At 66.3% G+C, this 26,235-nt stretch carries 19 protein-coding genes; 10 read left to right on the top strand and 9 right to left on the bottom strand.

What is annotated here, in order from left to right; genetic code table 11:
- Positions 1-8: 8 nt before the first annotated feature.
- From nuoG to HLH48_RS10165, 9 genes are all read left to right on the top strand, one after another.
- Positions 9-2,705 carry an NADH-quinone oxidoreductase subunit NuoG gene (gene nuoG, locus HLH48_RS10205; protein ID WP_182997405.1) on the top strand — a complete coding sequence of 899 codons (2,697 nt, stop codon included), beginning with the start codon at positions 9-11 and terminating at the stop codon, positions 2,703-2,705.
- Complete coding sequence (nuoH, locus tag HLH48_RS10200; protein ID WP_182997404.1) at positions 2,702-3,658, top strand: NADH-quinone oxidoreductase subunit NuoH; 957 nt, start codon at positions 2,702-2,704, stop codon at positions 3,656-3,658. The genes nuoG and nuoH overlap by 4 nt, the downstream gene beginning before the upstream one ends.
- A 15-nt stretch (positions 3,659-3,673) precedes the next feature.
- Complete coding sequence (nuoI, locus tag HLH48_RS10195; protein WP_182997403.1) at positions 3,674-4,186, top strand: NADH-quinone oxidoreductase subunit NuoI; 513 nt, start codon at positions 3,674-3,676, stop codon at positions 4,184-4,186.
- A 15-nt stretch (positions 4,187-4,201) separates the two neighbouring features.
- Positions 4,202-4,744 carry an NADH-quinone oxidoreductase subunit J gene (nuoJ, locus tag HLH48_RS10190; RefSeq protein ID WP_182997402.1) on the top strand — a complete coding sequence of 181 codons (543 nt, stop codon included), beginning with the start codon at positions 4,202-4,204 and terminating at the stop codon, positions 4,742-4,744.
- A gap of 1 nt (position 4,745) precedes the next feature.
- On the top strand, positions 4,746-5,057 hold the full coding sequence (gene nuoK / locus HLH48_RS10185) for an NADH-quinone oxidoreductase subunit NuoK (RefSeq protein ID WP_182997401.1): 312 nt from the start codon (positions 4,746-4,748) through the stop codon (positions 5,055-5,057).
- 4 nt (positions 5,058-5,061) lie between these two features.
- Entirely contained in the window at positions 5,062-6,882 is a 1,821-nt protein-coding gene (nuoL, locus tag HLH48_RS10180; protein WP_182997400.1) for an NADH-quinone oxidoreductase subunit L, read from the top strand.
- The gene (locus HLH48_RS10175; RefSeq protein WP_182997399.1) at positions 6,879-8,372 is read left to right on the top strand and encodes a complex I subunit 4 family protein; all 1,494 of its coding nucleotides are present in this window, start codon (positions 6,879-6,881) and stop codon (positions 8,370-8,372) included. Before nuoL ends, HLH48_RS10175 begins: the two co-directional genes overlap by 4 nt.
- Positions 8,369-9,799: an NADH-quinone oxidoreductase subunit N gene (locus HLH48_RS10170; protein ID WP_182997398.1), complete on the top strand. Its 1,431-nt coding sequence runs from the start codon at positions 8,369-8,371 to the stop codon at positions 9,797-9,799. Before HLH48_RS10175 ends, HLH48_RS10170 begins: the two co-directional genes overlap by 4 nt.
- A 106-nt stretch (positions 9,800-9,905) precedes the next feature.
- Positions 9,906-10,364: a CBS domain-containing protein gene (locus tag HLH48_RS10165; RefSeq protein ID WP_182997397.1), complete on the top strand. Its 459-nt coding sequence runs from the start codon at positions 9,906-9,908 to the stop codon at positions 10,362-10,364.
- Here the strand turns inward: HLH48_RS10165 and HLH48_RS10160 are convergent.
- The 5 genes from HLH48_RS10160 to HLH48_RS10140 form a co-directional block, all read right to left on the bottom strand.
- A complete protein-coding gene (locus tag HLH48_RS10160; RefSeq protein WP_182997396.1) occupies positions 10,361-11,668 on the bottom strand; it encodes an NAD(P)/FAD-dependent oxidoreductase in 1,308 nt (435 codons plus the stop codon). The two genes, HLH48_RS10165 and HLH48_RS10160, sit on opposite strands and share 4 nt — an antisense overlap.
- A 54-nt stretch (positions 11,669-11,722) precedes the next feature.
- Positions 11,723-12,139 (bottom strand): Rid family hydrolase, encoded by a 417-nt coding sequence (locus HLH48_RS10155; protein ID WP_182997395.1) that lies wholly within the window; start codon positions 12,137-12,139, stop codon positions 11,723-11,725.
- Between the two features lie 22 nt (positions 12,140-12,161).
- A complete protein-coding gene (locus tag HLH48_RS10150) occupies positions 12,162-13,349 on the bottom strand; it encodes a tyramine oxidase subunit B (protein ID WP_182997394.1) in 1,188 nt (395 codons plus the stop codon).
- 37 nt (positions 13,350-13,386) lie between these two features.
- The gene (locus HLH48_RS10145) at positions 13,387-15,786 is read right to left on the bottom strand and encodes a TonB-dependent receptor (RefSeq protein WP_246387212.1); all 2,400 of its coding nucleotides are present in this window, start codon (positions 15,784-15,786) and stop codon (positions 13,387-13,389) included.
- Between the two features lie 68 nt (positions 15,787-15,854).
- Positions 15,855-17,204, bottom strand: coding sequence for an APC family permease (locus HLH48_RS10140; protein WP_182997393.1), 1,350 nt, complete (start codon positions 17,202-17,204; stop codon positions 15,855-15,857).
- A gap of 129 nt (positions 17,205-17,333) precedes the next feature.
- On the opposite strand from HLH48_RS10140, the gene HLH48_RS10135 reads away from it, so the two are divergent.
- Positions 17,334-18,344, top strand: a complete 1,011-nt coding sequence (locus tag HLH48_RS10135) for an AraC family transcriptional regulator (RefSeq protein ID WP_182997392.1) — start codon at positions 17,334-17,336, stop codon at positions 18,342-18,344.
- A 39-nt stretch (positions 18,345-18,383) separates the two neighbouring features.
- Here the strand turns inward: HLH48_RS10135 and HLH48_RS10130 are convergent, their stop codons facing one another.
- The 4 genes from HLH48_RS10130 to HLH48_RS10115 all read right to left on the bottom strand — a co-directional run bounded on the left by HLH48_RS10130 (position 18,384) and on the right by HLH48_RS10115 (position 26,065).
- Positions 18,384-20,687, bottom strand: a complete 2,304-nt coding sequence (locus HLH48_RS10130; RefSeq protein WP_246387210.1) for a TonB-dependent receptor — start codon at positions 20,685-20,687, stop codon at positions 18,384-18,386.
- Between the two features lie 301 nt (positions 20,688-20,988).
- Positions 20,989-23,118 (bottom strand): PQQ-dependent dehydrogenase, methanol/ethanol family, encoded by a 2,130-nt coding sequence (locus tag HLH48_RS10125; protein ID WP_373320316.1) that lies wholly within the window; start codon positions 23,116-23,118, stop codon positions 20,989-20,991.
- Between the two features lie 14 nt (positions 23,119-23,132).
- The gene (locus HLH48_RS10120; protein WP_182997390.1) at positions 23,133-24,626 is read right to left on the bottom strand and encodes an aldehyde dehydrogenase family protein; all 1,494 of its coding nucleotides are present in this window, start codon (positions 24,624-24,626) and stop codon (positions 23,133-23,135) included.
- 143 nt (positions 24,627-24,769) lie between these two features.
- Positions 24,770-26,065: an MFS transporter gene (locus tag HLH48_RS10115; protein WP_182997389.1), complete on the bottom strand. Its 1,296-nt coding sequence runs from the start codon at positions 26,063-26,065 to the stop codon at positions 24,770-24,772.
- Positions 26,066-26,235: the final 170 nt, after the last annotated feature.

Raw genomic sequence — 26,235 nt, 5'->3', positions numbered from 1 at the left:
ACCGGACGATGGCGACGATCCTGATCGACGGCCGCGCCTGCCCCGCCCGCACGGACGAGAACCTGCTGCAAGCCTGTCTCGAAGCCGGCGCCGACCTGCCCTATTTCTGCTGGCATCCCGAGCTCGGCTCGGTCGGCGCCTGCCGCCAGTGCGCCGTCAAGCAGTTCAGCGGCCCCGACGACAAGACCGGCCGCATCGTCATGGCCTGCATGACCCCGGTCACCGACGGCGCGATCCTCTCCATCGACGATCCGCTGGCCCGCGAATTCCGCGCCGGCGTCGTCGAATGGCTGATGATCAACCACCCGCATGACTGCCCGGTCTGCCCCGAGGGCGGCGAATGCCACCTCCAGGACATGACGGTCATGACCGGCCACGCCCGGCGCCGCTACCGCTTCGCCAAGCGCACCCATCGCAACCAGGATCTGGGTCCCTTCATCAATCACGAAATGAATCGCTGCATCGGCTGCTATCGCTGCGTGCGCTTCTACCGCGACTATGCCGGCGGCGAGGATCTCGCCGCCTTCGGCGCCCATGACGATCTCTATTTCGGCCGGTACGAGGACGGCGCGCTGGAAAATGCCTTCAGCGGCAACCTGGCGGAAATCTGCCCCACCGGCGTCTTCACCGACAAACCGTTCTCGGCGGTCTACAGCCGCAAATGGGACATGCGCGGCGCGCCCTCGGTCTGCGCGCACTGCGCGGTGGGCTGCAACACGATCGTCAACGCCCGCCAGGGTTCGGTGCGCCGGGTGCTCAACCGCTATCACGACGCGGTCAACCGCTATGTCCTGTGCGATCGCGGGCGCTTCGGCCACGGCTTCACCACCATGTCCACACGCCCGCGCGCGCCCACGATGCGACAGGACGGCCTCCCCGTTCCCGTCTCCATCGCCACCGCGCTGGACCGCTTCGCCGCCATGGCCGCCGACGGCCCGGTCGTGGGCATCGGCTCGACCCGCGCGTCGCTGGAAGCCAATTTCGCCCTGCGCGCCCTCGCCGGCCCCGCCCGGTTTTCAACCGGACTGGCCCAGCCCGAACACGACCTGACCCTGCTCGTCCCCGCCCTGCTGCGCGCGACCCCGGCCCGCAACCCCAGCCTGCACGACATGGAAGCCGCCGATGCGGTGCTGGTATTGGGCGAGGATGTCTGCGTCACCGCCCCCCGCCTCGGCCTGGCGCTGCGCCAGACGCTCCGCCGCGCGGCCTACCCCGCCGCCGACGCGGCCAAGGTGCCACGCTGGATGGACGCCGCCGTGCGCATGCTGGGCACCGACGCCCCGTCGCCGCTGCTGGTGCTGACCCCCGCCCCCACCGACCTCGACCCGATCGCGGCCACGACGCACCGCGCCGCCCCCGACGACCTCGCGCGCCTGGGCTTCGCCATCGCCCACCGCATCGACGGCACCGCCCCCGACGCGCCGGACCTGTCGGAGCCCGAAACCCGCCTGGCGGGCAGTATCGCCGCCACCCTGCGCGCCGCCCGCCGCCCGCTGGTCGTCACCGGCCTGCACCATGCCAGCGCCGCCCTGCTCCACGCCGCCGCCAACATCGCCGCCGCCCTGCATGCCGCCGGTACCGACCCGGCCCTGTCCCTGGTGGTGCCCGACGGCAACAGCATGGGCATGGCACTGATGGGCGGCCTCCCGCTCGACGCCGTCCGCGCCATGGCCCGCGAGGGAGAGATCGGCACACTGGTGGTGATGGAAAACGACCTCACCCGCCGGCTGGACGCCGCGGCGCTGGACGACCTCCTCTCCGCCGTGCCCCATCTGGTGGTCATCGACCACATCGCCACCCCGCTGGCCCACCGCGCCGACCTGCTGCTGCCCGCCACCGCCTTCGCCGAAAGCGGCGGCACCCTGGTCAATACCGAAGGCCGCGCCCAGCGCTTCCTGCCCGCCCTGGCGGCCGAACTCCCGCTTCAGGAAAGCTGGCGCTGGCTCCAGCAATGCGCGCAGGCCGCAGGCACCGCGAACGCGCCGGACTGGACGGACCTCGATCAGGTCATCGCCGCCATGGCGCGCGAGGTCCCCGCCCTGGCGGGCGCCGCCGACGCTGCCCCCAACGCCGACTACCGTCTGGACGGCCGCAGACTTCGCAGCGAGCCGTCGCGGATCAGCGGCCGCACCGCCGTGCGGGCCAATATCAGCGTCCACGACCGGCCCTTGCCGCAATCGCCCGACACGCCGTTCTCGCCCTCGATGGAGGGCGCCTACGCCACCGCCATGCCCGGCGCCCTGATCCCCTTCTATCAGGTTCCGGGCTGGAACTCCGTCCAGTCCCTCAATCGCTTCCAGCAGGAGATCGGCGGCCCGATGCGCGGCGGCGACGCCGGCACCCGCCTCCTCGACCACGACCGGCCTCACGACTGGCATCGCGACATCCCCGCTCCCTTCACCCCCGCCCCCGACGCGTTCCTGCTCCTCCCCGCTCCCCGCCTGTTCGGCACCGAGGAACTCAGCACCCTCTCGCCCCCGATCGCCGCGCGCGCGACACCGGCCACGCTGCGCCTCGGCACCCTGCCCCCGGGCCTGCAAGACGGCGACACGGTCCGCTTCACGCTGGCCGGCGAGCGCATCGCCCTGCCCATCCGGCACGACCCCACGCTCCCGCCCGGCATCGCGCTCTGCCCGCCCCACATGGCGGCGCGCGCCTTCGCCACCCCCGTCCGCATCCGACTGCACGGGAACGACACCCCATGACCGCCCCGCTGCCCGTCATCATCGGCGTGACGCTGGTCGTGCTGCTGGGTCTGGCGACGTTCCTCACCTGGTTCGAACGGCGGCTGCTGGGCTTGTGGCAGGACCGCTACGGCCCCAACCGCGTCGGCCCGGGCGGGCTCCTCCAGGCCGTGGCCGACGGCGTCAAGATCCTCTTCAAGCAGGACTGGATTCCCCCCTTCGCCGACCGGGCCGTGTTCGTGCTGGCCCCGGCGATCGGCATGATGACGGTGCTGCTGTCCTTCGGCGTCATCCCGGTCACCGCGCTGTGGAGCATCGCCGGCACGCTCGATGTCGGGTTGCTGTTCGTGCTGGCGATGATGGGCATGGGCGTCTACGGCGTGGTGCTGGCCGGCTGGGCCTCCAACAGCAAATACGCGCTGCTGGGCGGCATGCGCGCGGCAGCGCAGATGATCAGCTACGAGGTCTTCATGGGCCTGTCGGTGCTGGGCGTCGTGATGCAGGCGGGCTCGTTCAACATGCGCGACATCGTGCTGGCGCAGTCGGGCCTGTGGTTCGTGGTGCCGCAGGCGCTGGGCTGCGCGGTGTTCCTGCTGGCCGGCATCGCCGAGACCCACCGCCTGCCCTTCGACCTGCCGGAAGGCGAGAACGAGCTCGGCGCCGGCTTCCATACCGAATATTCGGGCATGAAGTTCGGTATGTTCTTCCTGGCCGAATATGCCGGCATCGTCCTGGTCTCGGCCCTGCTGGCCACGCTCTATCTGGGCGGCTGGCAGGGTCCGCTGCTGCCGCCCGCGCTGTGGTTCGCTCTCAAGACCGGCATGCTGGTCTGCCTGTTCATCCTGCTGCGCGCCGCCCTGCCCCGCCCGCGCTACGACCAGCTGATGGCCCTGGGCTGGAAAATCCTGCTGCCGCTGTCCCTGCTCAACATCGCCGCCACCGGCGCGATCCTGCTGCTGCGCACGCCGGGATAAAGGAAGGCCCATGCCATGTTCGGAACCCTGCGCACACTCTGGCTGACCTTCCTGCACATGGGCCACCGCCGCGAAACGGTGGGCTATCCGGAACACAAGCCCCCCCTGCCGCCACGCTATCGCGGCCGCATCATCCTCTCGCGCGACCCCGACGGCATGGAACGCTGCGTGGCGTGCAATCTGTGCGCCGTGGCCTGCCCGGTGGACTGCATCAGCCTGCAAAAGGCCGAGCAGGACGGCAGATGGTACCCCGAATATTTCCGCATCAATTTCTCCCGCTGCATCTTCTGCGGCCTGTGCGAGGAAGCGTGCCCCACCTACGCCATCCAGCTCACCCCCGATTTCGAGATGAGCGAATATCTGCGGTCGAACCTGGTCTACGAAAAGGAAGACCTGCTGATCAGCGGCCCGGGAAAATACCCCGACTACAGCTTCTTCAACGTCGCCGGCGTAAAAATCCCCGGCAAGGACAAGGGCGAAGCCGAACGCGAGGCCCCGCCCGTCGACCTCCATACCCTGCTGCCGTGATCGGGAAGAGTCGCCATGCCGGACCTGCCCTTTCTCCTGTTCTCGCTGGTCGCCGCCGCCGCCGCGATCATGGTGGTCACGCGCCCCATCGCGGTACATGCGCTGCTCTACCTGGTCGTGGTCCTGCTCGCGCTCGCGGGCCTGTTCTTCGCGCTGGGCGCGCCGTTCGCCGCGATGCTGGAAATCATCATCTATGCCGGCGCCGTCATGGTGCTGTTCGTGTTCGTGGTGATGATGCTCAATCTCGGCCGCCCCGACCGCGACCGCGAACGGCACTGGATGGCGCCGGCGGTCTGGATCGGCCCGTCCCTGCTGTCGGGCCTGCTGCTCGCCGCCCTCTGGCCGGCACTGCGCGCAGCGCCCCCGGCGGGTCCCGGCAGCCCGACCGTCATCGGACCGGAAGCCGTCGGGATCATGCTCTACGGCCCCTACGTGCTCAGTGTGGAACTCGCCTCCTTCCTGCTTCTCGCCGGCCTCATCAGCGCCTTTCACATCGGCCGCGACATCCGCGGCACCGGCACTGGCACTGGGACTGGCACTGGCACCGGGGATGCATGACATGAGCACCACCTCTCCCGCCCAGGCACTGCTGCTGGCGGCAGTGCTGTTCGCGACCGGCATGCTGGGCGTGCTGGCCCGGCGCAACCTGCTGCTGATGCTGATGTCCATCGAAATCATGCTCAACGCGGCGGCACTGGCCTTCATCGCGGCCGGCGCGCGCTGGCACGCGCCGCAGGGGCAGGTGATGTTCCTGATGATCCTCTCTCTCGCCGCCGCCGAGGCCGCGATCGGGCTCGCCATCATCCTGCGCCTGCATGCGGCCGGCCGCCCGACGCTGGACGCCGATACCGGCAACCGCCTGAAGGGATAGAGCCATGGACGCGCTGTTCCTGAAGCTGATCGTCGCCTTCCCCCTCCTGGCAGCCGCGATCCTGCTGCTCTCGGCCGGCCGCATGCCCGCGCGCGCGACCTGCGTGATCGGCACCGGGTCGGTCGGGCTCTCCGCCCTGATGGCGGCCCGTGTCGCCACACACGCGACTTCCCCCGCCAGCCTGCACGTGCCGCTCTGGTCCTGGATGCGCGTCGAAGGCTTCAGCACCCGCATCGCCTTCACGCTCGACCCGCTCTCGCTGGTCATGATGCTGGTGGTCACCTTCGTCGGGTTCCTGATCCTGCTCTACGCCTGCGGCTATATGCGCGACGACCCCGACATCGCGCGCTTCTTCGGCTACATGACCCTGTTCGTCGCCGCCATGCTGGTCCTCGTCTTCTCCTCGGACCTGCTCAGCCTGTATATCGGCTGGGAAGGTGTGGGCATCTGCTCCTATCTCCTGATCGGCTTCTGGCACATCGACAGTGCCAACGTCGCCGCCGCGCGCAAGGCCTTCATCGTCACCCGCATCGGCGACGCCGCGATGCTGTGCGGCCTGCTCCTGCTGGCAACGCGGGCCGGCACGCTGGAAATCGCCCCCCTCCTGGCCGCCCCGCCGGCCTCGGCGACGGCGGCGTTCCTGCTGCTGGGCGGCGCCGTCGCCAAATCGGCCCAGGCGCCGCTCCAGACCTGGCTCCCCGACGCCATGGCCGGCCCGACGCCCGTCTCGGCCCTGATCCACGCCGCGACCATGGTCACCGCCGGCGTCTACCTGATCGCCCGCCTGCACCCCCTGTTCGCCGCGGTCCCGGCGGCGATGGCCACGGTCGCCCTCATCGGGCTCGTCACCCTGCTGCTGGCCGCCGGCAGCGCGCTGGTCCAGACCGACATCAAGCGCATCCTCGCCTATTCGACCATGAGCCAGATCGGCTACATGTTCCTCGCCCTCGGCGCCGGGGCGTGGCAGGCGGCAATCTTCCACCTGGTCACCCACGCCGTCTTCAAGGCCCTGCTGTTCATGGCCGCCGGCGCGGTCATCCTGCGCGTCCACCACCGGCAGGATATCTACCAGATGGGCGGGCTGGCCCGCGCCATGCCGGGCGTATTCGCCGCCTTCCTGGCCGGCGCCGCGGCCCTGGCCGGCCTGCCGCTGCTGACCGCCGGCTTCTACAGCAAGGAAATGATCCTCCAGGGCGCATGGCATGCCAATCCCCTGCTCTGGGCGGGCGCCCTGCTCGGCGCCCTCGCCACGGCGGTCTATATCTTCCGCTGCATCTTCATCGTGTTTTTCGGCCCCCGGCACACCGACCCGACGGGCCGCACCGGCGCCACGATGGCCCTTCCGCTCCTCTGCCTCGGCATTCTCGCGCTGGTGGGCGGCTGGATCGACATGCCCGACGCCATCGCCCCGGTCCACCTGCTGTCGCGCCTGCTCTCCCCCCTGTTCGGCGCACCGACGGCCGAAGGCCCGTCCTGGCTGCTGTGGACAGGGTCGCTGGTCCCCCTCGCGGGCGTCGGCCTGGCCTGGCTGCTCTGGCGCCCCCGGATCCGGGCATTTACCCCGCCGGAAGACGCGGTCGCCCGCCTCGCCCGCACCGGCTGGGGCTTCGATACGCTCTATGACACGCTGGTCGTGCGCCCGTTCGTGGCGCTCGGCCGCCTGAACCAGACCGACATCTGCGACCGCCTGTCCGACGCCACGGCCGCGACCGCCCGAGCGGGCGGCCGGATGCTCGGCCGCATGCAAAGCGGCCAGGTCCGCCGCTATGCCGGCTGGATCGCGGCAGGCACGATCGCCGCCCTGTGCCTGGGAGCATGGCCATGATCGCACTCCCCGCCCTGGTCCTGCTGCCGGCAATCGGCGGCCTGGCCGCATGGCTGTCCGGCCAGGGCGACCGTCCCACGCACCTGCCTTGGTGGGTCGCCATCGCCACCATCATCCTGCAAACCGTGCTGCTGCTCGTCGTCACGCTCACGGCGGGGTTCGGCACCGGCCCGTGGCTCGGGCATTTTTCCATACCCTGGATTCCGGCGCTGGGCATCGCCGCGCGCATGGACATGGACGGGCTCAGCCTCGTGCTGCTGTGGCTGACCACCCTCCTGTCCTTTCCCTGCGTGATCCTGTCCGCCCGTGATATCGGCGAGCGTCCGGGCCTGTTCCTCCTGCTGGTCCTCACGACGATCGCCGGCGTCGACGGCGTCTTCCTGGCCACCGACCTGTTCCTGTTCTTCTTCTTCTGGGAGCTGATGCTGGTGCCGATGTACGTGCTGATCCTGCGCTGGGGGCACGAGGACCGGCGCCGCGCCGCCATCAAGTTCTTCCTGTTCACGCAGGGCAGCGGCCTGCTGATGCTGGTCGCGATCCTCGGCCTGGTCATCCTCCACTGGCGCTCCACCGGCACCCTGACCTTCGATTATTTCGCCCTGGCCGACACGGTCCTGACGCCCGCGACCGCCATGGCGCTGATGCTCGGCTTCTTCATCGCCTTCGCCGTCAAGCTGCCGGTGGTGCCGCTGCATGTATGGCTGCCCGATACCCACACCCAGGCTCCCACCGCCGGCAGCGTGCTGCTGGCCGGCATCCTGCTCAAGACCGGCGGCTACGGGCTGATCCGCTTCGTCGTGCTGCTGTTCCCCGATGCCGCAGCCCGCTTCACTCCCGTCGCGCTGGCGCTGGGCGTGGCCGGCATCCTCTACGGCGCCTGGCTGTCGCTGGCGCAGGACGACATGAAGCGCCTGATCGCCTACAGCAGCGTCAGCCATCTGGGCTTCGTCCTGCTCGGCGTGTTTTCCGGCTCTCCCATGGGCATGCGCGGCGCGGTGGTGCAGATGGTCGCGCATGGCCTCAGCACCGGCGCCCTGTTCGTCATCGCCGGATCGCTGCAAGACCGCCTGCACACGCGCGACATGCGGCGCATGGGCGGGTTGTGGCAGGCCCTGCCGCACCTGTCCTCCGTGGCCCTTTTCTTCGCCATCGCGTCGCTCGGACTGCCGGGCATGGGCAATTTCGTCGGCGAGTTCCTGGTCCTGCTCGCCACCTGGCGCATCAGCCCGCCCACGGCGATCCTCGGCGCCGCCGGCCTGGTCCTCTCGGCCGTCTACTCCCTGACCATGATCGGCCGCGCCTTCCTCGGCCCGCCCGCCACCGGCCCGGATCCCGACCACGCGGGGCCCGATTTCGGCGTCCGCCAGATGACGGTGCTGGGCCTCACCATGGCCCTGCTGCTGGTCCTGGGCACCTACCCCCAGCCGATCCTCGACCTGTCGCTGCCGGCCGGTCCCCACGCCACACAGCCGGAGGCGGGCCGCCCATGACCCCGCTCCCAGCCGGCCTTCCCCCCTGCCTGCCGATCCTCGGCGGCGGCATCGCGCTCCTGATGCTCTGCATCGCCTGGCGCCGGTCCGAGGCACGCGCCATCCTGGTCGCGCTGGCCACCCTGCTGCTCGCCTTCGCCAGCCTGTGGCGGCCAGCCCTCCCCTGGCCCGGCGGCCCGGCCGCGACGCTGCTGGTGCCCGACGGATGGTTCACCTACATCGCCGGCCTGATCCTGCTGTCCTCGGCCGCGACCGTCATCATGGCGTGGCGCGGCACCGGCACCCAAGCCGACGAATTTTACCTGCTGCTGCTGCTCGGCACGCTCGGCGCGCTGGTCATGGCCGGCAGCGCCGACATGGTCGCCCTCTTCCTGGGGCTGGAAACGCTCAGCCTGTCGCTGCTGGGCCTCATCGCCTGGCACCGCACCCAGCCCACGGCCGACGAGGCGGCCATCAAATACCTGGTCCTGTCCGGCCTCTCCTCGGCGATCCTGCTGTTCGGGCTGGCCCTCTCCTACGCCACCACCGGCAGCCTGCGCTTCGCCGCCCCCGTGCCGACCGGCCCGGACGGGCCGGCGATTCCGCTCGCGGCGACGGCGCTGATCCTGACCGGCCTGTTCTTCAAGCTCTCGGCCGTCCCGTTCCACACCTGGCTCCCCGACGTCATGGAGGGCGCGCCCACGCCGGTCGCCGCCTTCATCGCCGTCGTCTCCAAGATCGCCCTCTTCGCCGCCCTTGCGCGCTATTTCGCCGGGGCCGACCTGGCCCACCCCGGCACCGCGACCGCCGAACTCGCCATCGTCGCGGTGCTGAGCATGCTCGGCGGCAACCTGCTGGCACTGGGCCAGACCAATCTGAAGCGCCTGCTGGCCGGCTCCTCCATCGCCCATGTCGGCTACCTGCTGCTGGCGCTGCTCTCCCCGGGGCCATTCGGCCTCGCCAGCGCCGCCTTCTACCTGGCGGCCTACTCCATCGCGACAACCGGCGCCTTCGCCGCGATCCGGGGCGCCGATCTCTCCGATATCGCCGGGTGGCGCGGCATGTTCCGGCGGCGTCCGGCGCTGGCGCTCGCCATGGCCATCATGCTGGTCTCGCTGGCGGGCATCCCACCGGCCGTCGGATTTTTCGCCAAGACCTACATCGTCATCGCCGGCGTCTCGGCACAGCGGATCGTGCTCCTCGGCGCCCTGATCGCCGGCAGCATCATCGGGCTCTATTATTACCTCAACATCGTCCGCGCGATGATGGAATCCGCGCCGGAGGACCACCACCCGGCACGCACCCTCCCGGCCCACGCCGCCCTGATCGCCGCCCTGGCCATCGTCACCCTCGCGGCCGGCATCTTTCCCGAAACGCTGGTCCGGCAGACCCGCGCCCTGCTGCCGCCCGCACCCGCTCACGACATTCTGTACGGCGAACGAACATAGGCCCTGCCCCGGCCCTGTCTTTCGCCGGCTCCACCCCCATCTTACCGATATGAACCGGTCCGCGACGCACGACACATCACCAACCCCGGAAAAGGGAGAAGACGTCATGACCGCCACCGTTCTCCAGGCCCTGGAACACAAGGGCCGCCATCTCTTCACCGTGCGCGAAGACACGCCGATCCGCGAAATCGCCAACCTCATGACGCAGAACCGGATCGGCGCCGTCCCGGTGCTGGACGCACACGCCCATCTCGCCGGGCTGGTATCGGAACGCGCCCTCGTCTCGGCACTGGCCGGGCACGGCATGGACGTGGTCCACCTGTCGGCCCGCGACATCATGGCCCGCAACGTCCCCACGACGACGCTCGACGAAGACATCCTCAAGGTCGGCCGCAGGATGACCGATTTCCGCACCCGCCACCTTCCCATCATCGACAACGGCGCGCTCGTCGGCATCGTGAGCATCGGCGACATCGTGAAATTCCGCGTGGACGAGGCCGAACGCCTGGCCTCGGCGATGCAGGACTATGTCTGGCGCAGCGACCACGCCTCGGTCGGCCACTAACGCCCCCCGCGCGAAAACCGTTCCAGCCGATAAGGCGCGGGATCGACGATCGGCGCTTCTCCCATCAACAGGTCGGCGGCAAGCTCCCCCGCGGCCAGAGAGGTGCCGAACCCGTGTCCGGAAAAACCCGATGCCAGCGTCAGGCCCGGCACCTTCGCCACGGCCCCGATGGCGGGAAGCGAATCCGGCGTGATATCCATCGCCCCGGCCCAGCTCTGCACGATGCGCGCCGCGCGGAATTCCGGCCATGCCACGCCGAGATTGGTCATGGCCTCGCGGATGAGTACCCCATTCGCCGCCGGATCCCAGACGCGCACCCGCTCGAACGGCGAAATGTCGGTCTCCCGCCAATGGCGCGCCAGAGCGAGGTCCGCGACGAACTCCCGGCCAATGCCGATCCGCAGGTGGCCGCCCTGCTGCCGCAATGTCGGCAGGTAGCGCATGCCGATCCGCAGATGCTCCATCGTCAGGGGCGCGTCCAGCGCACCGCGCTGCGTGATGGTATAGCCGCCATCCATCCGCTTGCGGAACGAGAAATCGGGCGCCCCCACGGCAATCTCGCCCATCCCCTCCATCGGCGCGGTACGCAGGGCCGAGCATATCAACGGGAGCGTGGGCAGACCGACCCCCAGATTGCCCAGGAAGCGCCGCGACCATAAGCCGCCGGCAAGCAGAACCTGCTCGCAACGGATCACCCCGCGCTCCGTCACGACGCCCGTCGTCCGCCCCCCCTCCAGCACCAGCGTCCGGACGGCACACTGCTCGACGATGACGGCCCCTTTTTGCATCGCGGCACGGGCGATCGCACTGGCGGCGCGCGTCGGCTCGGCACGCCCGTCGGACGGGGTATGGATGCCCCCCGCCCACTGTCCCTGCCCGCGCGGAACCAGCTCATCGATCTGGGCGGCCGTCACAAGGCGCGACTCAAGCGACAGGTCCCGAACCGCGTCCAGCCAGCTCCGATGCATGTCCATCTCGGCCCGCGTGCGGGCCAGGTACAGGATCCCCGCCTGCCGATAGCCGACATCCTCGCCCACGCGCGCGGCAAGCCCGGCCCATAATGCGTCGGCGGCGCGCGCCAGCGGCACATCGGCGACAGACCGCCCCATCTTGCGGATCCAGCCAAGATTGCGCGACGATTGCTCGCCCGCGAGGCGCCCCTTCTCCAGCACGACGACCGGCACCCCCCTCTCCGCAAGCACGAGCGCGGCCGTCAGGCCGACGATACCGCCCCCAATCACGCAGACGACCGTCGCGGGCGGAAAATCGTCCGACGTACGGACAGGAGAGATGACAGGGGCCATGAACACGGTCCTACGCGGCGGGAAAAGGCACAGGCGACTGGAAGCGGCACGCGGTCAGACCGTCACGGTCTCGACCGTCATCGCCGAGGCGCCGCGCAAGGCGGTCACCTCGATCTCGACCTTGTAGATCGTGCCGCCCAGCGGCGGGCAGGTCACGGTGGCGGCGGGACGGATGCCGCGAAACGTCTCGCCCACCACCCCCATGACCACCGGTACGTCCTTCGGCTCCTGGACGAAGATGCGGGCGACCAAAACATCCGCCAGACCGGCGCCGACGGCCCGAAGGGCGCGCTGGATATTGGCGAAGACCTGCACCGTCTGCTCGCGAACCTCCTCCGGTATCTCCCCGGTCTCCGGATGGCGCCCGGCGGTATTGGACACGAAGATCCAGTCGCCGACGGCGACGGCACGCGAATAACATCCCATCGCCTCATACGGCGAACGGGTCGCGACTCTCGTTATCGTAGACATGGTTTTTTCCCTTATTGCGCTATCAGGCCAGAACCGGCCGGTCCCAGAGATTGAGCGTCACCCCGATCCCGTCGCGGACCGCGTTGCGATAGACGACCGTACCCCACGCCACGTCCTCGACCGGCATGCCGCCGACGGACAGGATGATGATCTCGTCGTCATCGCGCCGCCCGTCCGCGTCTCCGGCAACGATGCGGCCGATATCCTCGAGCGCGTCCTTCGCCATCCGCCCGTCGGCGATCATGTCCATGAACTTGCAGCCGATCATCGGCACGGTATTGTGGAGCGGATGCGGAATCTCCTCGTACCAGGCTTCATAAAGTCCGATATTATCCACAACTTTCCGCACATCCGGCCTTTCCAGCCCGGCATCGATGTCGCAGAGCGACGGCATGGCCAGAAAGGCGCCCGGCTTCAGCCATTCACGCCGGACGATAGGGTAGTTCCCCGCATCGCCCGCGACGCCGGAGGTGCAATAACTCACGATATCGCTGTCGCGCACCACATCCTCGTCGCGCTCGACGACGGCAATCTCGCGAAGCTGCGGATAGGCCTCCCGCGCCCAGGCGCAGAACGCCTCCAGGCTCGCCGGCCCCCGCCCCTTGATCCTGAGCGTATCGATCCCCGGCCGCGCCACGATGCAGGCGCTCAGCACGGTGCGCGCCATCACCCCCGGGCCGAGAATGCCGATGCTCCGCGCGTCGGCCCGCGCCAGATGGCGCGCCCCCACACCCGGAATCGCCCCGGTGCGATAGGCGGAGAGAAGATTGCCCGACATCAGGGCCAGCGGCGCGCCCGTATCCGTGTCGTTGAGCATGAACATCAGGATGGAACGCGGAAGGTCCTTTTCCCGATTGGCGATATTCGATCCGTACCATTTCATGCCGGTCGTGCCGAACCGCCCACCCAGATAGGCCGGCATCGCCATGAACCGCCGGTCCGGCGTCGGCCTGGGCATGGCGGGAAAGGGAGAATCCGCGGGAAAACTCACCATGGCGCCGTGAGAATCGCTGTTGGGCCCGGCCATCCGATAATCGCCGGCATGGAGCAGGGCGAACATCTCCTCCATGGTATCGACGCAGCCCGCCATGTCGGCCACCCCCGCGCGCAGCATGTCCTGTTCGGAGAGATAGAGAAAATCGATGCGAGGCAACCCCTGTTCCCCCGTAGCCCCCGACAGGAAAACGGCCCCCTGGTCCTTCGTCGTCATGAAACGCAATCTTTCTTTCATTGACAGGCCACCCGACTCAGAAACGGGCGGACACCGTGCCGAAGACCTGCCTGGGCGCACCGACGAACACGGTCGCCAGGTCGCCCGCCATCGGAAAGCCGGCAACGCCCATGCCGCCGATATAGGTCGTGTCGAACAGGTTATAGATATTGAGGCTCGCCTTCAGGTTACGCAGCACGCCGACCGCGCCGAAATCGTAGGACGCGCCGAGATTGGCCAGCCAATAAGACGGCACATGCACGTCGTTCACATAGGACAAGGGGCGGCGGGACATATAGTTTACATTGAAATTCAGCGTGACGTTTCCAAATGCATAGCCGACGCCGGCCTTGTACATATATTTCGGATAGGCAACCTGGTGCTTCCCGCTCAAATCGTAATATTCCCCGCCATACATCGTACCGCCCTGATAGCGCGCGTCGGCGTAACTCAGCATGTTGTCGATCGACAGCCCACGGATCGGGCGGATCGTCAGCGCCGCATCCGCCCCATCGGTGGTCTCCGACCCGACATCGGAATAGGAATTGACAAGCTGGTAGACCGGCCCGGTCGTGACGGTCAGCGCGCGATTATCGTAACGAATATGATAGTAATCGACATTGGCCGATACGAAATCGGAGGAATAACGATAGCCGGCGACATATGTCCAGGTCCGTTCCGGGCGCAGGTCCCGCCTGCCCTGCGCGAATGCCTGCTGGTCGGAATCCCCCCACAGGCCCGACGGATTGCTGCCCCAGATACTGTACGGATAGGTTTTCATATTCTCCGCGATATCGACATAGACTTCATGATTCAGCGCGGGGTGCCAGCTCAGCGAGACATGCGGCAGAAAGCCATTCGACGCGGTCAGCGATCCCGAGGGCAGCGCGTCCGTACCGCTATAGTTCACATTGTTATAGGACGCGCCGCCATGCGTCGTCTGCGTCAGGGAACGGAACCCGGCAAGAAGCCGCAGATCGTCCCTGATCTGCCATTCGTCCTGAAGATAGAACTGAAACAGGTTGGTGCTGAACGCACTCGCCCATGCGGTCGCATAGGCACCGACAAACGGCCCGGTCGCCGAGCGCACCGGCCCTTCGCCCGGATAAGGCTGGCCGAACAGCCGCTCCGGCATGAACGAACTCTCGTTCTCGAACCAGAATCCGCTCTGGACGGTGTGACGCCCCAGGGAATAATGAAAGCTCTGGATCCCGCCGATGCGCCGTGTATTCATCATGATGACGGCCTGCGACAGGCTGGCCCCGTTGGGCGAGGGAATGGTGGCCGACGCCTCGGAATCGCCGCTCCCCACATGCGCGTACAGCAGCGTCGTCGACGTCAGCCGCGACGTCAGTTCTTCGCTGAGCCTGAGATAGGACAGATAATTCCTCTGGATCGTCGCCGCGTCGTAATAGGTCGCGAACGCTTCGTCCGCCGGGTTGCCCAGCGCCTGGACCGCCGGCGTATAGATCCCGTTCGCGGCGTTATAGGCTTCCAGATAATTCGGGGTCAGATAGGTCCAGTCCTTGCCCAGCCTGTTCACCATGTTCAGGCTCATGTTCAGGTAATTGTCCTGGTTGTCGTTCGACCAGCCGAAAAATCCGCTCAGCATGCCATGCCGCCCCACCGGCTGGAGCAGCTTCATGTTGGCCTGCTGCTCCGTCTGATGCCCGTACCCCTTCCACAGCCTGTTGTCGGTCCGGGCATAGGCAACATAGAACCGGGTTCCCGACGCATTGAGCACACCGCTGTCGAACCGGCCGAACGTCCGGAAATTGGCGTTGCTGCCGAATGTCTGGGAAATCCGTCCCCCCATCCTGTCCTCCGGGTCGGAGGTCGTGAACCGGATCGCCCCGCCCAGGTTTTCCGCGCCCGGCACATCGAGCGCCCCCGCGCCCTGCGACGCACCGACGGTCGCGATATTGTCCTGGATCACCGCCTGGTTGATATCGAGCCCATTGCCGGAGAAGAAATACTGGTCGCCCAGCGGCACGCCATCCACCGCGAAGGCAAGCTGGTTCTGGCTGAACCCGCGCATATAGGTGGTGTTGGCCAGGCTATCCACGCCATAAGGATCGTCGGAGCCGAACGAGACCCCCGGCGTGGTCATGGAAAGCGCCTGGAGCGGGCTGGCGCCCGGCACGAGCCGATCGAGCGTGGCGCGGGTCAGCACCTGCTCCGCCGGCCCGCGCGCAAGCCTGCGGGTGCTGACGGTCAGGCTCTCCGCGGTTCCGCGCACGGTCGCCCCATGCTCATGACGCACCGCCCCGACCGGATGCGCCGGCTTCGCGGCATGCCGCGCCACGGTCTCCGCCCGCGCGCAGGACATGGCCAGCAGGCCGGCACCAAGAAGCAGCAGCGACGGCCCCGCCACGAGCCGCCGCGCAGGGCCGGAAGCGGAACGTCGTGTCGTACAAGGCTGCGGCAAAGACACCATCACAGGCCTCCTTTCTCGTCATTGTTCAGAGGTGGCGTTCATTACGGATATGCGCGGCGGCCGCGCGGTCAGGCGGTGATGCGACGCGGCGCGGCCAGAAAGGTCAGAATGCCGGTCAGTCCGATCGCCGCCAGCGGCCAGCACGAAAGAAGCAGCGAGTTTCGATAGACGATCTGCGGATTCATCACGATAAAACCGAACTCGATCAGAAGCCCCGCGAGAACGAGCGCCGCCCATGGCATCATGGCCCGGGAAATCATGGCTTTTCCGCGCAGCCCGACACCGGCGACAAAGGACAGACAGACGAAGATCTGGGTCACCACGATCCCGAAAATGGCGATCTCGGAACAGACGGGAAACACCATGCGGTACGGGTCGAACCCCAGAAAAAGGCACAGCATCAGGCCCGCGACCAGCATGGCGGTCTGGATATGGCAGGCACGCCCACGTTCGGCCTGCATGGGCACGCGACGCGGAAACAGAAACGACGAAAGATATTCGTCGACATTCCGGCTGAGTGAGAGAATGCAGGCAAACAGGCTGACGATCAGCAGGATGCGGATGCCCCAGTTCCACCATTGCCCCAACAGCAGGCCGATCGCGTCGAAATAGAGCAGTTCCTGCCGCCGCGACGCCTGCACGGCGATGTCGGAGGGAAAATAATAGGCTTCGATGCAATATGAGGACAGGACATACACGCCCGTCATGAACAGGACGGACAGATAGGTCGCAATCCTCTCGCTGCGCGCCGCCTGCGGCGACTCATCCTTGAACATCGAAATGGCTTCGAGCCCGACGAACGACCCCACGATAAAGGCCAGCGTGGCCCCGGTCCGGTCATGCATCAACCCGGTGCCGGAAAAGCTCCGGCGCAGGCTCCCCGAGATATCCGCGTGGAAAAGAAGAAAACAATTGACGACGACGAGAACCGACAGCTCGACGCCAATGACGATGCCCAGGATCAGCGTCGACGTCCTGGCGGGCCGCCGGGCAAGCGGGTTGGCGATCGCGAGCGCCAGCATGCTCCATATCCAGGGCGAGACCCCAGCACCCGCCGCGCCGAGCACATCGCGAAAGAAGACGCCGAACAGCGCCGCCACGCCAAGCTGGATGAAGAGGTACGACACAAGGGAAACCGCGGCCATGGCGAAGGAAACCCGCCACCCCATGCCCCGCGCGATATAGGTGTGATAAGCCCCCGATGCCGGCATGTTCCGCGCGGCGGACAGCAGCAGCATATAGAAGGCAAGATACAGCAACCCGCTGAGCAGGAACATTTCCGGCACGATCGATGTCATGCCGGACGAGAAGGCGGCCGGCACGGCGCCGAACACGGTCGTCAGGGGTGCCGCCGCCGAAATCACGAACAGGCTGATTGTCAGCGCACCGGGCCGACCGTTCAGAGGCTTGCCACCCACTCGCCGTTCCTCCACCAAAGCACACGTTAGCGTGTCGCAACGTTACGGTGCCGGAGCCGCCGGGCCGTATTGCATAATGCGCCAAAAAGGTGACATTATGCGCCATCCTTCATCACGGGGCCGAAACCAGTGCGGGAACAGCAGCCGACCCTGCCGAGCTATCCCTTCCTGCGCGCCTCCACGCTCCGTCCGATCGTCCAGCACCTGGTGCGGCGCGGCTTCGATACGAAGGACTCTTTTAAAAAATACGGCATCAACATGGAGGATCTGAGGAATCCCTACAGCTTCGTCTCGCTGAATGCCTATGTCCGCCTGTTCGAATTCGCGGCATCCCGCCTCAACAGCCCGACACTGGGCGCGGATATCGGCAACGGGTTCAGGCCGTCCGATCTCGGGCCAAGGGGCGTCCTGTTCTCGCTATCCGGCAGTCTCCGCCGGGCGATCCAGAGAATTACCGAAGACGGCGACACGTTTCAGAGTCACAGCGCATTATATTTCGATTCAGATCCGGAAATGTCGACGCTGCATTATGCGATCAGGGACCGAAGACTCTGGCCGCGACGCCAGGATGCCGAATATTCCCTGGCCAGCCTCTGTCAGATGATCCGGGTATATTTTCACCCGGACTGGCGGCCGGTCGAAATTCGCTTCGAGCATGACGATAGCGGCCAGGCGCGCAGGCTGGAACATCTGTTCCGCAGCCCGGTCGTCTTCAACGCCCCGGGAAACGCGATCGTGTTTGAAAACACCAGGCTCGACGAGATCGTCAGGGAAGAAGATGGCGGCCTGATCAATATTCTCGAACGGCACATAGCCGATATTTCCGGGAATATCGTCCACGACGAGATCATGGCGAGCGTTCGCGCCCTGATCGAGAATCACATAGGGCGGGAGAAGATAACGGTCTCATTCATCGCCGGAGCCCTCGGCATCTCGTCGCGGACCCTCCAGCGGCGCCTGCGGGAGAAAAACGTCACGCTCAGGCAGTGCCTCGACGAATTCCGGCGGGAAGCAGCAGCCAGGCGCGTCGAAAGCGGCGGCGAGCATCTTTCCAATATCGGGTTTTCCCTCGGCTATTCCGAGGCCACGGCCTTCTGGCGCGCCCGCCGCCGGTGGGAGAGAAACCGGCAGGATGGATGAACGCGGATCGATCGGCCCCGCCATCCTCCTGCCGACCTGTCAGAACGAGACGCCGCCCTGGATATACCACTGGCGGCCGCGATCGAAGGATTTCTGGTAGTTGCCGAAACTGCCGGAATAGCTTCCCCACGCCATGAACTTCTCGTTCGTGGCGTTATCCAGGCCCACCATGAAGTTATAGCGCTCGCTCTTGCTGAGCCATCGGGCGCTCAGATTGAGCGTGATGAATTTCTTCTGGATCAGCGTGTCATACATGATCGCATTCAGGTTGGCATTGTATCGCGAGCGATAGGCCGCGTCCGCGCGCGGCGTCAGCGAGCCGTACTCGCCAAGGTCGAAGCGCTTGGACAGGCCCAGATTCCCCGTCCACTTCGACACCAGCACGAACATGGTATTGAGATTGAGTCCCTGCACGCTCGATGTCAGCTTGGTGTAATGGGCATCGGTCATGCCCACCGACCCCAGCACGGTCCACCCGTCGCCCAGCGCATATTGCGATTCCAGCTCAAAGCCCGAGATCTGCGCCTTGCCGGCATTGGTGTAATATGGGCCGATATTGGTGGCATCGGCGACCAGCAACTGCACATCGTCGTAGAAGGTGAAGAACCCGGCCGCGCTGACACGCAGCCTGTGATTCAGCCCGTAGAATTTCAGGCCACCCTCGAAGGAATTGACGCTTTCCGGACGGAATGACGGTGCCGCCGGAGCGATATTGGCAAGCCGCTGGGTAAAGCCCCCGCCCTTGAAGCCCTGCGAGAAAGTCGAATAGGCCATCAGCTCCGGCGTGACCTGGTAGGACAGGTTCACCATCGGCGTCCAGCGCGCGTTGTTGTTGTGATAGCGCTCATGGGGCACCAGGCGCGTCCCATAAGGCTCGTAGAAGATCGGCGCCCCGATGGTATCCTTGTAATACTGGTTCGGAAGAAAGCTCTTATTGTCCTCCGTATAGCGCACGCCGGCGGTAATGTTGAATTTCTTCGTCACGGAATAGGTCGCCTGGGCATAGGCCGCATAGCTCCTGTCCGTAAACGACCCGCCACTCAGCAGGCTCATGATATAGAACTGGGTGGGGTTGATATCGTACCCCGACTGGTCGAAATAATATACGCCCGCCGAATAGTGCAGACGATTGGCGAACGCGCGACCGTTCGCCTGCACTTCCTCCGAAAACTGCTTCTCCTGGTAATGGTCATAGACGTAATTGATGCCGATGGGCGATCCGTCCCGATCCTGCGCGAACTTGCCCAGGCTCTTTCTGTATGACGTGATCGATTTCAGCTCCAGATAGTGGGAGAACTCGTAATCGATGGTGGCGGAACTCGACCAGCCGACAAGGTTCGAGAAGTCGGGGTTGGACCCGTAATTGGTATTCCTGCTGAAATAGCGCGAATTATAGCAGTTCGGCCCGCCACAGTTCGTCAGGCTGCCGCCGGCCAGCGTATTGGCCAGAGAAATCATGCCGTGGGTCGAGTCCGGATTGATGCCGGTGGTCACGAAGGGCGCGCCGTTGCTCCGGTCGCGGTTCCAGTCGCCGCGCAGGGTGATGTTGAGCTTTTCAATCGGGTTCCAGCGCAGCGCACCCTTGAAGACGCGGCTATCCTGGCTGCCCAGCTCCCGCTGGTCTTTCTGATACGGCGCATGCACATATCCGTCCTGCATGAAACTGCCGATGGAGAAATTGGCGAACAGATGCTGCGAAAGCGGAACATTGAAGAAGGCGCGGGCATTGATCCGGTTCGCCGTTCCATATTTCACGTCGGCTCGCGCCGCGAGGACACTATCGGGGGTCAGAGACGTCACCGAAACGGCGCCGCCGATCGTATTGCGTCCGAACAGGGTCCCCTGCGGGCCGCGCAGCACCGAAACGCTGCCGATATCGACCATGTTCAGCACCGACCCCACGGGGCTGCCCACATACACGCCGTCGACATACATGGCCACGCCGGGATCGACCCCGAACGAGAAATCCGTCTGGCCGATCCCCCGGATAAAGACGGCCGCGGCATTCGCCACACCGGAATTCGAGGCGACATTGCCAAAGGTGATGTTGGGTGACAGATCCTGTATCTTCGCGATCGACGTGATGCCGCGCTCGGTAAACTGTGCCCCCGTGACGGTGGTCATGGAAATCGGCGTCCGCTCGATCCGCTCGTTGCGCCGTCGCGCCGTCACCATCACATCCTCCAGGCGCGGCGCCTGGGGCTGCTGGCTCGCCGTGGCGCGCGCGGAACCAGCCGAAGCCGTCTTTTTCGCGGCGCCCCCGGCGGCACTCTTCGTACGCGGGCTCTGCGCGGCGGCGGCGTTCAGGACCAGCGCCATGGTCAGGGCGGAACAACCGCTCAAAAGCAACCCGCTTCCAATCCCGCGCTTTGTACGGGCCGCGCGCCAACCCGCCCGGGCCTTGCATATGCCTGGTCGCATATCCCTATTTCTCCCTTTTTCCATCCGCATATCGGAACGTTGTCAAAACGCAACAGGAAGCAGGCGACCCACCCGGTCGCGCTCCCGTAGAAAGGGCGCGCATCCCGGATCACCCGATATCAAAAGCCTCCGACGGAATTATTATGTGATTCTTCCAACGAAATGTCTACTATTATTGTTTCGTTTTCATATTAAATCCAACCAGGTCCGGCCCGCCGGGCGGCTATTTCGCCCGCTCGATCAGAAAGTGTCTGATATCCTCGACATCGTTCGGGCTCAGAACCTTATCGAAGGCCACCATGCCGTAATTGCCCAGCGCACCCCGTCCGACGACGTTGTAGAATCCATCCCTGGTTTCCAGCGCGCCGGACCAACGCAGGTCGGGCAACACGCCCGCTGCGATCGCATTGTCGCCATGACAGGCCATGCAATAATCCTGATAGCGCGCATAGCCGCGCGTCGCCCGCTCCGCATCGAAGGGCAGCACCGTACGAATCGGCTGCTGTCCCTGCCGGCTTTCCACCGGCAGCCTGTCCGTGCCATCCAGCGCAAAGACCAACAGCCGCGCGTGGTTGATGCTATGGTTGCGGATGCGGGCCAGCGCCCCGCCCATCAGCGGAAAGACCCCGCCCCATCCCGCCATCACCGCGACATATTGCCGGCCTCTCACCTCATAGCTGACCGGGGGCGCCACGATGCCGGTATGGGCGTCGAACGTATAGAGCGTCTTTCCGTCGCGCGCGTCATAGGCTTCGAAACGGCCGGTCGCCGTGCCCTGAAAGACGATATCCCCCGCCGTTGCCAGGACCCCGCCATTCCACGGCGCATCGTGGGGCACGCGGAACGCCGCCTTGCCCGCCACAGGGTCCCAGGCCAGCAGCCAGCCCTGCACCGTCTTCGAAACCTCGGCGAGCACCCGCGGATCGTCCGGCAGCCCGGCCATGTCGATCCCCAGATTCACCCCCATGCCGTGCAGCCGGAAATTCGCATTCGCCTTGAACGGCTCGGGCAATTGCTGCGCCGGGATATAGACGTACCCGGTTCTCGGACTGTACGACATGGGCGCCCAGTTATGCCCCCCCAGCGAACCGGGAATGCCCATCCATGTCTTCCCGGTCAGCGACCACATGGCGTCGGGCACGATATCCGGGCGCCCCGTCACCGGGTCGATGCTCCTGGCCCAGTTCTGGAACGTATAGGGAATAGCGGAGATAAAGGCGCCGGTACGGGCATCCAGCATGTAGAAGAAGCCGTTCTTCGGCGCCTGGACAAGCACGTGCCGCATCTGCCCCTTCAACGGCAGGTCCAGGATCATCATCGGCTGGCTCGCCGTGAAATCCCACTGGTCTTTCGGCGTTTCCTGGAAATGCCACACATACTCGCCCGTTTCCGGACGGATCGCGACGATGCTGGCCAGAAAGAGATTGTCCCCGGTCCCGTCGGAGCGGAATTTGTAATTCCACGGCGCGCCGTTGCCGACACCGAGATAGACCAGGTCCGTCACGGGATCATAGACGATGGAGTCCCAGACGGTCCCCCCGCCGCCGGAATGGACCCACCCGCCATCCGGGCTCCATGTCGGATACGCCGCCTTCGCCAGAATCGCGTCCGAGACCGCATGGTCCGGCTTGTTGCCCGGGGCGGGAACGGTGAAGAAGCGCCATTTCAACGCTCCGGTCTCGGCATCGAATCCCGAAACGAACCCCCGCGCGCCAAACTCCGCGCCGCCATTGCCGATCATCACCACGCCCTTGGCGATCCGCGGCGCGCCATCGACGGTGTAGGAACGGATATCGCCAAGCGCCGCATCGGCGGGAATGGTATCGACGCTCCAGACCACATGCCCGGTCCGGGCATCCAGGGCGATCAGCCGTCCGTCGAACGTGCCGAAATAAAGCCGGCCTTTCCAATAGGCCGCGCCACGATTGACGGTGTCGCAGCAGCCCTTGCTGGCAACCGTCCCCGGCACGCCCGGATCGTAGCGCCACAGCACCGCGCCGGTCGCCGCGTCCAGCGCCTCGACCCGGCTCCAATTGGTCGTGACATACATCACGCCGTCGATGACAAGCGGCGTCGCCTCCTCCCCGCGCACCGAGGGCAGGTCCTGATGCCACGCCAGGCCCAGGCGGCCGACGGTGCCGGTATTGATCGCATCCAGCGGACTGTATCGCTGCTCCGATGCCGTGCGGCCATATTGCGGCCAGTCGCCACCGGGCGTCGAGTTCACCGCCCGCGACGCGGCGGCCGGCATTGGTGTCGGCACGGGGGCCGAATCGGCGGCGGCCGGGCGCACCGGCGCCACCGCGACCAGACACGCCGCGCAGAAGGTCCGGAAAAAGGGCACGCTGCGCATCGTACCGTATCCCCTCAATGACGGATGCAGATGGTCTTGGTCTCGGTGAACGCATCGAGCCAGCCGGTGCCGAAATCCCGGCCGATTCCGGAATCCTTAACGCCGCCGAAAGGCATGTTCGGATCGATCATCACATGGCTGTTCACCCAGACCGTTCCGGCCCGCATCAGCGGGGGCAGGTCCATCGCGGCAGCCAGGCCGCGCGTCCAGACGCTGGCGGCCAGCCCGAACGGCGTGTCGTTCGCGCGCGCCAGCGCCTCGGCCGCGTCCGCGACCCGTGTCAGCGTCATGACCGGCCCGAAGACCTCCTCCCGGGCCAGCGGAATCGTCTCGTCGGGGTTCAGAACCAGCGCGGGGCGCACGTAGAAACCGGCGCCATCCGGCACCTCCCGCCCCACGGCGATCTCAGCCCCCAATTCGGCCGCCCCGTCGATGAAGGCCCGCACCTTCTTCTGCTGCGTGGCGGAAACCAGCGGATTGATCTGCGCCGTCTCGTCCATGCCCGGCCCGATACGCATCCCGGCGACGACGTCCCGCAACCCCTCGGCCACCCGCTCGAACAGCGGCGCCTCGATATACACGCGCGAACATGCCGCGCAGACCTGTCCCTGGTTCAGAAACCCCGCGAGCGTCAGCCCCGCGACCACCCGCTCCGGGTCCGCATCGGCCAGGACGATGGCGGGGTTCTTGCCGCCCAGTTCCAGCGAAACGCGCGCCAGCCGGTCCGCGCAGGCCCGCGCGATCCGCTTGCCGACGGGCGTCGAGCCGGTAAAGCTGACTTTCGCGACATCCGGATGCCGCACCAGCGCATCGCCCGCGACGGCGCCCAGGCCGGTCACGACGTTGAACACGCCATCGGGCACACCAGCCTCGCTGGCCAGTTCCGCCAGTTTCAACAGGGTCAGGGGCGTGACTTCCGACGGCTTGGCAACGACCGAGCAACCCGCCGCCAGGGCCGGCAGCACCTTCCACACGCCGATCGCCAGCGGAAAGTTCCACGGTACGATGCCCGCGACGACGCCGATCGCCTCCTTGCGCGTATAGGTCGTATAGCGCGCGTCCGGCGGCAGCGGAATGGACACATCCAGGCTCTGGCCGGTGATTTTCGTCGCCAGCCCGGCCACATACCGTATCCAGCTCTGCGCGCCGCCGGCTTCGACGATCCGCGACAGCAGAATGGATTTCCCCTGTTCCAGCGTTTCAAGCTGGGCAAGGATTTCCGCATCCCGCTCGACCAGATCGGCAAGCCGGAGCAGGATCCGCTCGCGCTCGGCCGGCCGCATCAACCGCCACGCACCCGCATCGAACGCCGCCTTCGCGGACGCGACCGCCCGGTCGACATCCGCCGCCGTCGCATCGGCGATGGAGGAAACCGGCGCGCCCGTCGCCGGATCGAAAACGGAAATCCGCTCCCCTCCCAGCGACGGAACCCAGCGGCCATTCACGAACAACCCATGCTCGCGGGAAAGGAAATCAAGGACCTGCGGAAGACATTGAACCGTCGTCATAAGGACTCTTCCATTCTGCGCGGCCCGGCCGAGGCCGCGCCCGGCTGTATACGATGCTGTCAGGAGCCGACGAATGGATGCTATGCCGTAATTATTGACATTTCAAGTGATTTGAGCCGCGTTTGCCCCGGGTCGCGCCCATGTCATTCCCCGCGCGACAGGGCGCGCCAGCGCGCCAGATAGAACGGCGCCGTCCCCGCGATCATCGCCGCGCCGGCCGTACTGGCGACGATCGCCACGATCGGCAGCGCGTAGCGTATGCCGTCCGACGCCGTGAAAACCCGGTCATCCAGCAAGCCGATCAGCATCGACCCGGCCGACAGTCCGATCAGCGCATTGCACAGCAGCATGATCGCCGAAATCTGCGCCCGCATCGAACGCGGCGCGACTGTCTGGATGACGAAGGCCGAAGGCGCCATCGGAAAGGACGCGCAGAAGAACGTCAGCGCGAAGAACACCAGCCCGGCGGTCCCGACGCCGCACAGCCCGCTCAGCAGAAACAGCAGCGCCGCGCCCGCCATCCCCCCGGCCCCGACGATCACCGGCGCACGGACAATCCCGCGCGTGGTCAGGGCGTCGATCAGCCGCCCGCTGGTCCAGATCCCCCCGCAGCCGCAGACGATGGCCACACCGCCCATGAAGCCGCCCACGACGCCATGCGGCATCCCCATGACCCGCATCAGATAGGCCGGCGACCACGCCATCAGCGAGAACAGCATGACCGCGCTGCACGAATAGCCAAGGAAATGCAGCGGAAACAGCCATTTCTGCCCCCGAATGAACGTCCAGGTCTGCAACAGCCCCGCCCGCGCCTCGCGCGCGCCGCGCGCCGCCGGCTCGTGGACGAAACAGGCGATGACCGCCGCCAGCACCAGCCCCGGCGCCCCGACGATGACGAAGCAGAGCTTCCACGGCACCAGGCCGCCCGGCAGGCTTCCCGGCCGGAGCAGCGCCATCAGCGCCCCGCCGGACAGATAGGCCAGCCCCGCCCCGACGAACGACCCGGCGGAAAACAGGGCGATGATCCGCCCCAGCCGCGCCGCCGGCACGATATCGGCCAGAAAGGAATAGACGGCCGGCACCAGCGCCGCCTCGCCGATCCCCACCCCCATCCGGCAGAAGAACAGCCCCCAGAACCCGCCGGAAAGCCCGCAGCCGATGGTGGACAGGCTCCACAGCGCCAGGCCGCCGACAATGATCGGCGGCCGGGCAAACCGGTCGGCCAGCATCGAGATCGGCAGGCCGAGCACCGAATACAGCACCGCGAACGCAAAGCCGTTCAGAACGGCGAACTGAAAATCGTCCAGATGCAGGTCGGCCTTTACCGGGCCGATCAGCAGCGACAGGATCTGCCGGTCGACAAAGGACAGCACATAGGCACAGCAGAACAGGATTGTGGTCGGTATCGGACGCGGCGCGCGCGCGGCGAATGCAAACATTCTCTTGTCTTCCCAAGGCGTTCCGTCGGGCGCACCGCTCTCGAACATTGCGGGTCCATACCGGCGTCTATAATATAAATCAGTTGAAAATGCCACTGTTACGTTCTAGAATTTATCACGATATGAAATCATCGGGCCGGGTTCCCCCGCCCGCGTCACCATCCTTCCCA

Origin of the sequence: Gluconacetobacter sacchari, assembly GCF_014174255.1 — a bacterium.
Classification (GTDB): domain Bacteria; phylum Pseudomonadota; class Alphaproteobacteria; order Acetobacterales; family Acetobacteraceae; genus Gluconacetobacter; species Gluconacetobacter sacchari.
Note: the sequence above shows the minus strand (reverse complement) of the source record. Positions and strands in the feature narration are given on the sequence as shown.

Excerpts from the sequence above, each read along its gene's own strand:
- nuoG (WP_182997405.1), top strand. The coding sequence starts at position 9 with ATGGCGACGATCCTGATCGACGGCCGCGCCTGCCCCGCCCGCACGGAC.
- nuoH (WP_182997404.1), top strand. The coding sequence starts at position 2,702 with ATGACCGCCCCGCTGCCCGTCATCATCGGCGTGACGCTGGTCGTGCTG.
- nuoI (WP_182997403.1), top strand. The coding sequence starts at position 3,674 with ATGTTCGGAACCCTGCGCACACTCTGGCTGACCTTCCTGCACATGGGC.
- nuoJ (WP_182997402.1), top strand. The coding sequence starts at position 4,202 with ATGCCGGACCTGCCCTTTCTCCTGTTCTCGCTGGTCGCCGCCGCCGCC.
- nuoK (WP_182997401.1), top strand. The coding sequence starts at position 4,746 with ATGAGCACCACCTCTCCCGCCCAGGCACTGCTGCTGGCGGCAGTGCTG.
- nuoL (WP_182997400.1), top strand. The coding sequence starts at position 5,062 with ATGGACGCGCTGTTCCTGAAGCTGATCGTCGCCTTCCCCCTCCTGGCA.
- HLH48_RS10175 (WP_182997399.1), top strand. The coding sequence starts at position 6,879 with ATGATCGCACTCCCCGCCCTGGTCCTGCTGCCGGCAATCGGCGGCCTG.
- HLH48_RS10170 (WP_182997398.1), top strand. The coding sequence starts at position 8,369 with ATGACCCCGCTCCCAGCCGGCCTTCCCCCCTGCCTGCCGATCCTCGGC.
- HLH48_RS10165 (WP_182997397.1), top strand. The coding sequence starts at position 9,906 with ATGACCGCCACCGTTCTCCAGGCCCTGGAACACAAGGGCCGCCATCTC.
- HLH48_RS10160 (WP_182997396.1), bottom strand. The coding sequence starts at position 11,668 with ATGGCCCCTGTCATCTCTCCTGTCCGTACGTCGGACGATTTTCCGCCC.
- HLH48_RS10155 (WP_182997395.1), bottom strand. The coding sequence starts at position 12,139 with ATGTCTACGATAACGAGAGTCGCGACCCGTTCGCCGTATGAGGCGATG.
- HLH48_RS10150 (WP_182997394.1), bottom strand. The coding sequence starts at position 13,349 with ATGACGACGAAGGACCAGGGGGCCGTTTTCCTGTCGGGGGCTACGGGG.
- HLH48_RS10145 (WP_246387212.1), bottom strand. The coding sequence starts at position 15,786 with ATGGTGTCTTTGCCGCAGCCTTGTACGACACGACGTTCCGCTTCCGGC.
- HLH48_RS10125 (WP_373320316.1), bottom strand. The coding sequence starts at position 23,118 with ATGCGCAGCGTGCCCTTTTTCCGGACCTTCTGCGCGGCGTGTCTGGTC.
- HLH48_RS10120 (WP_182997390.1), bottom strand. The coding sequence starts at position 24,626 with ATGACGACGGTTCAATGTCTTCCGCAGGTCCTTGATTTCCTTTCCCGC.
- HLH48_RS10115 (WP_182997389.1), bottom strand. The coding sequence starts at position 26,065 with ATGTTTGCATTCGCCGCGCGCGCGCCGCGTCCGATACCGACCACAATC.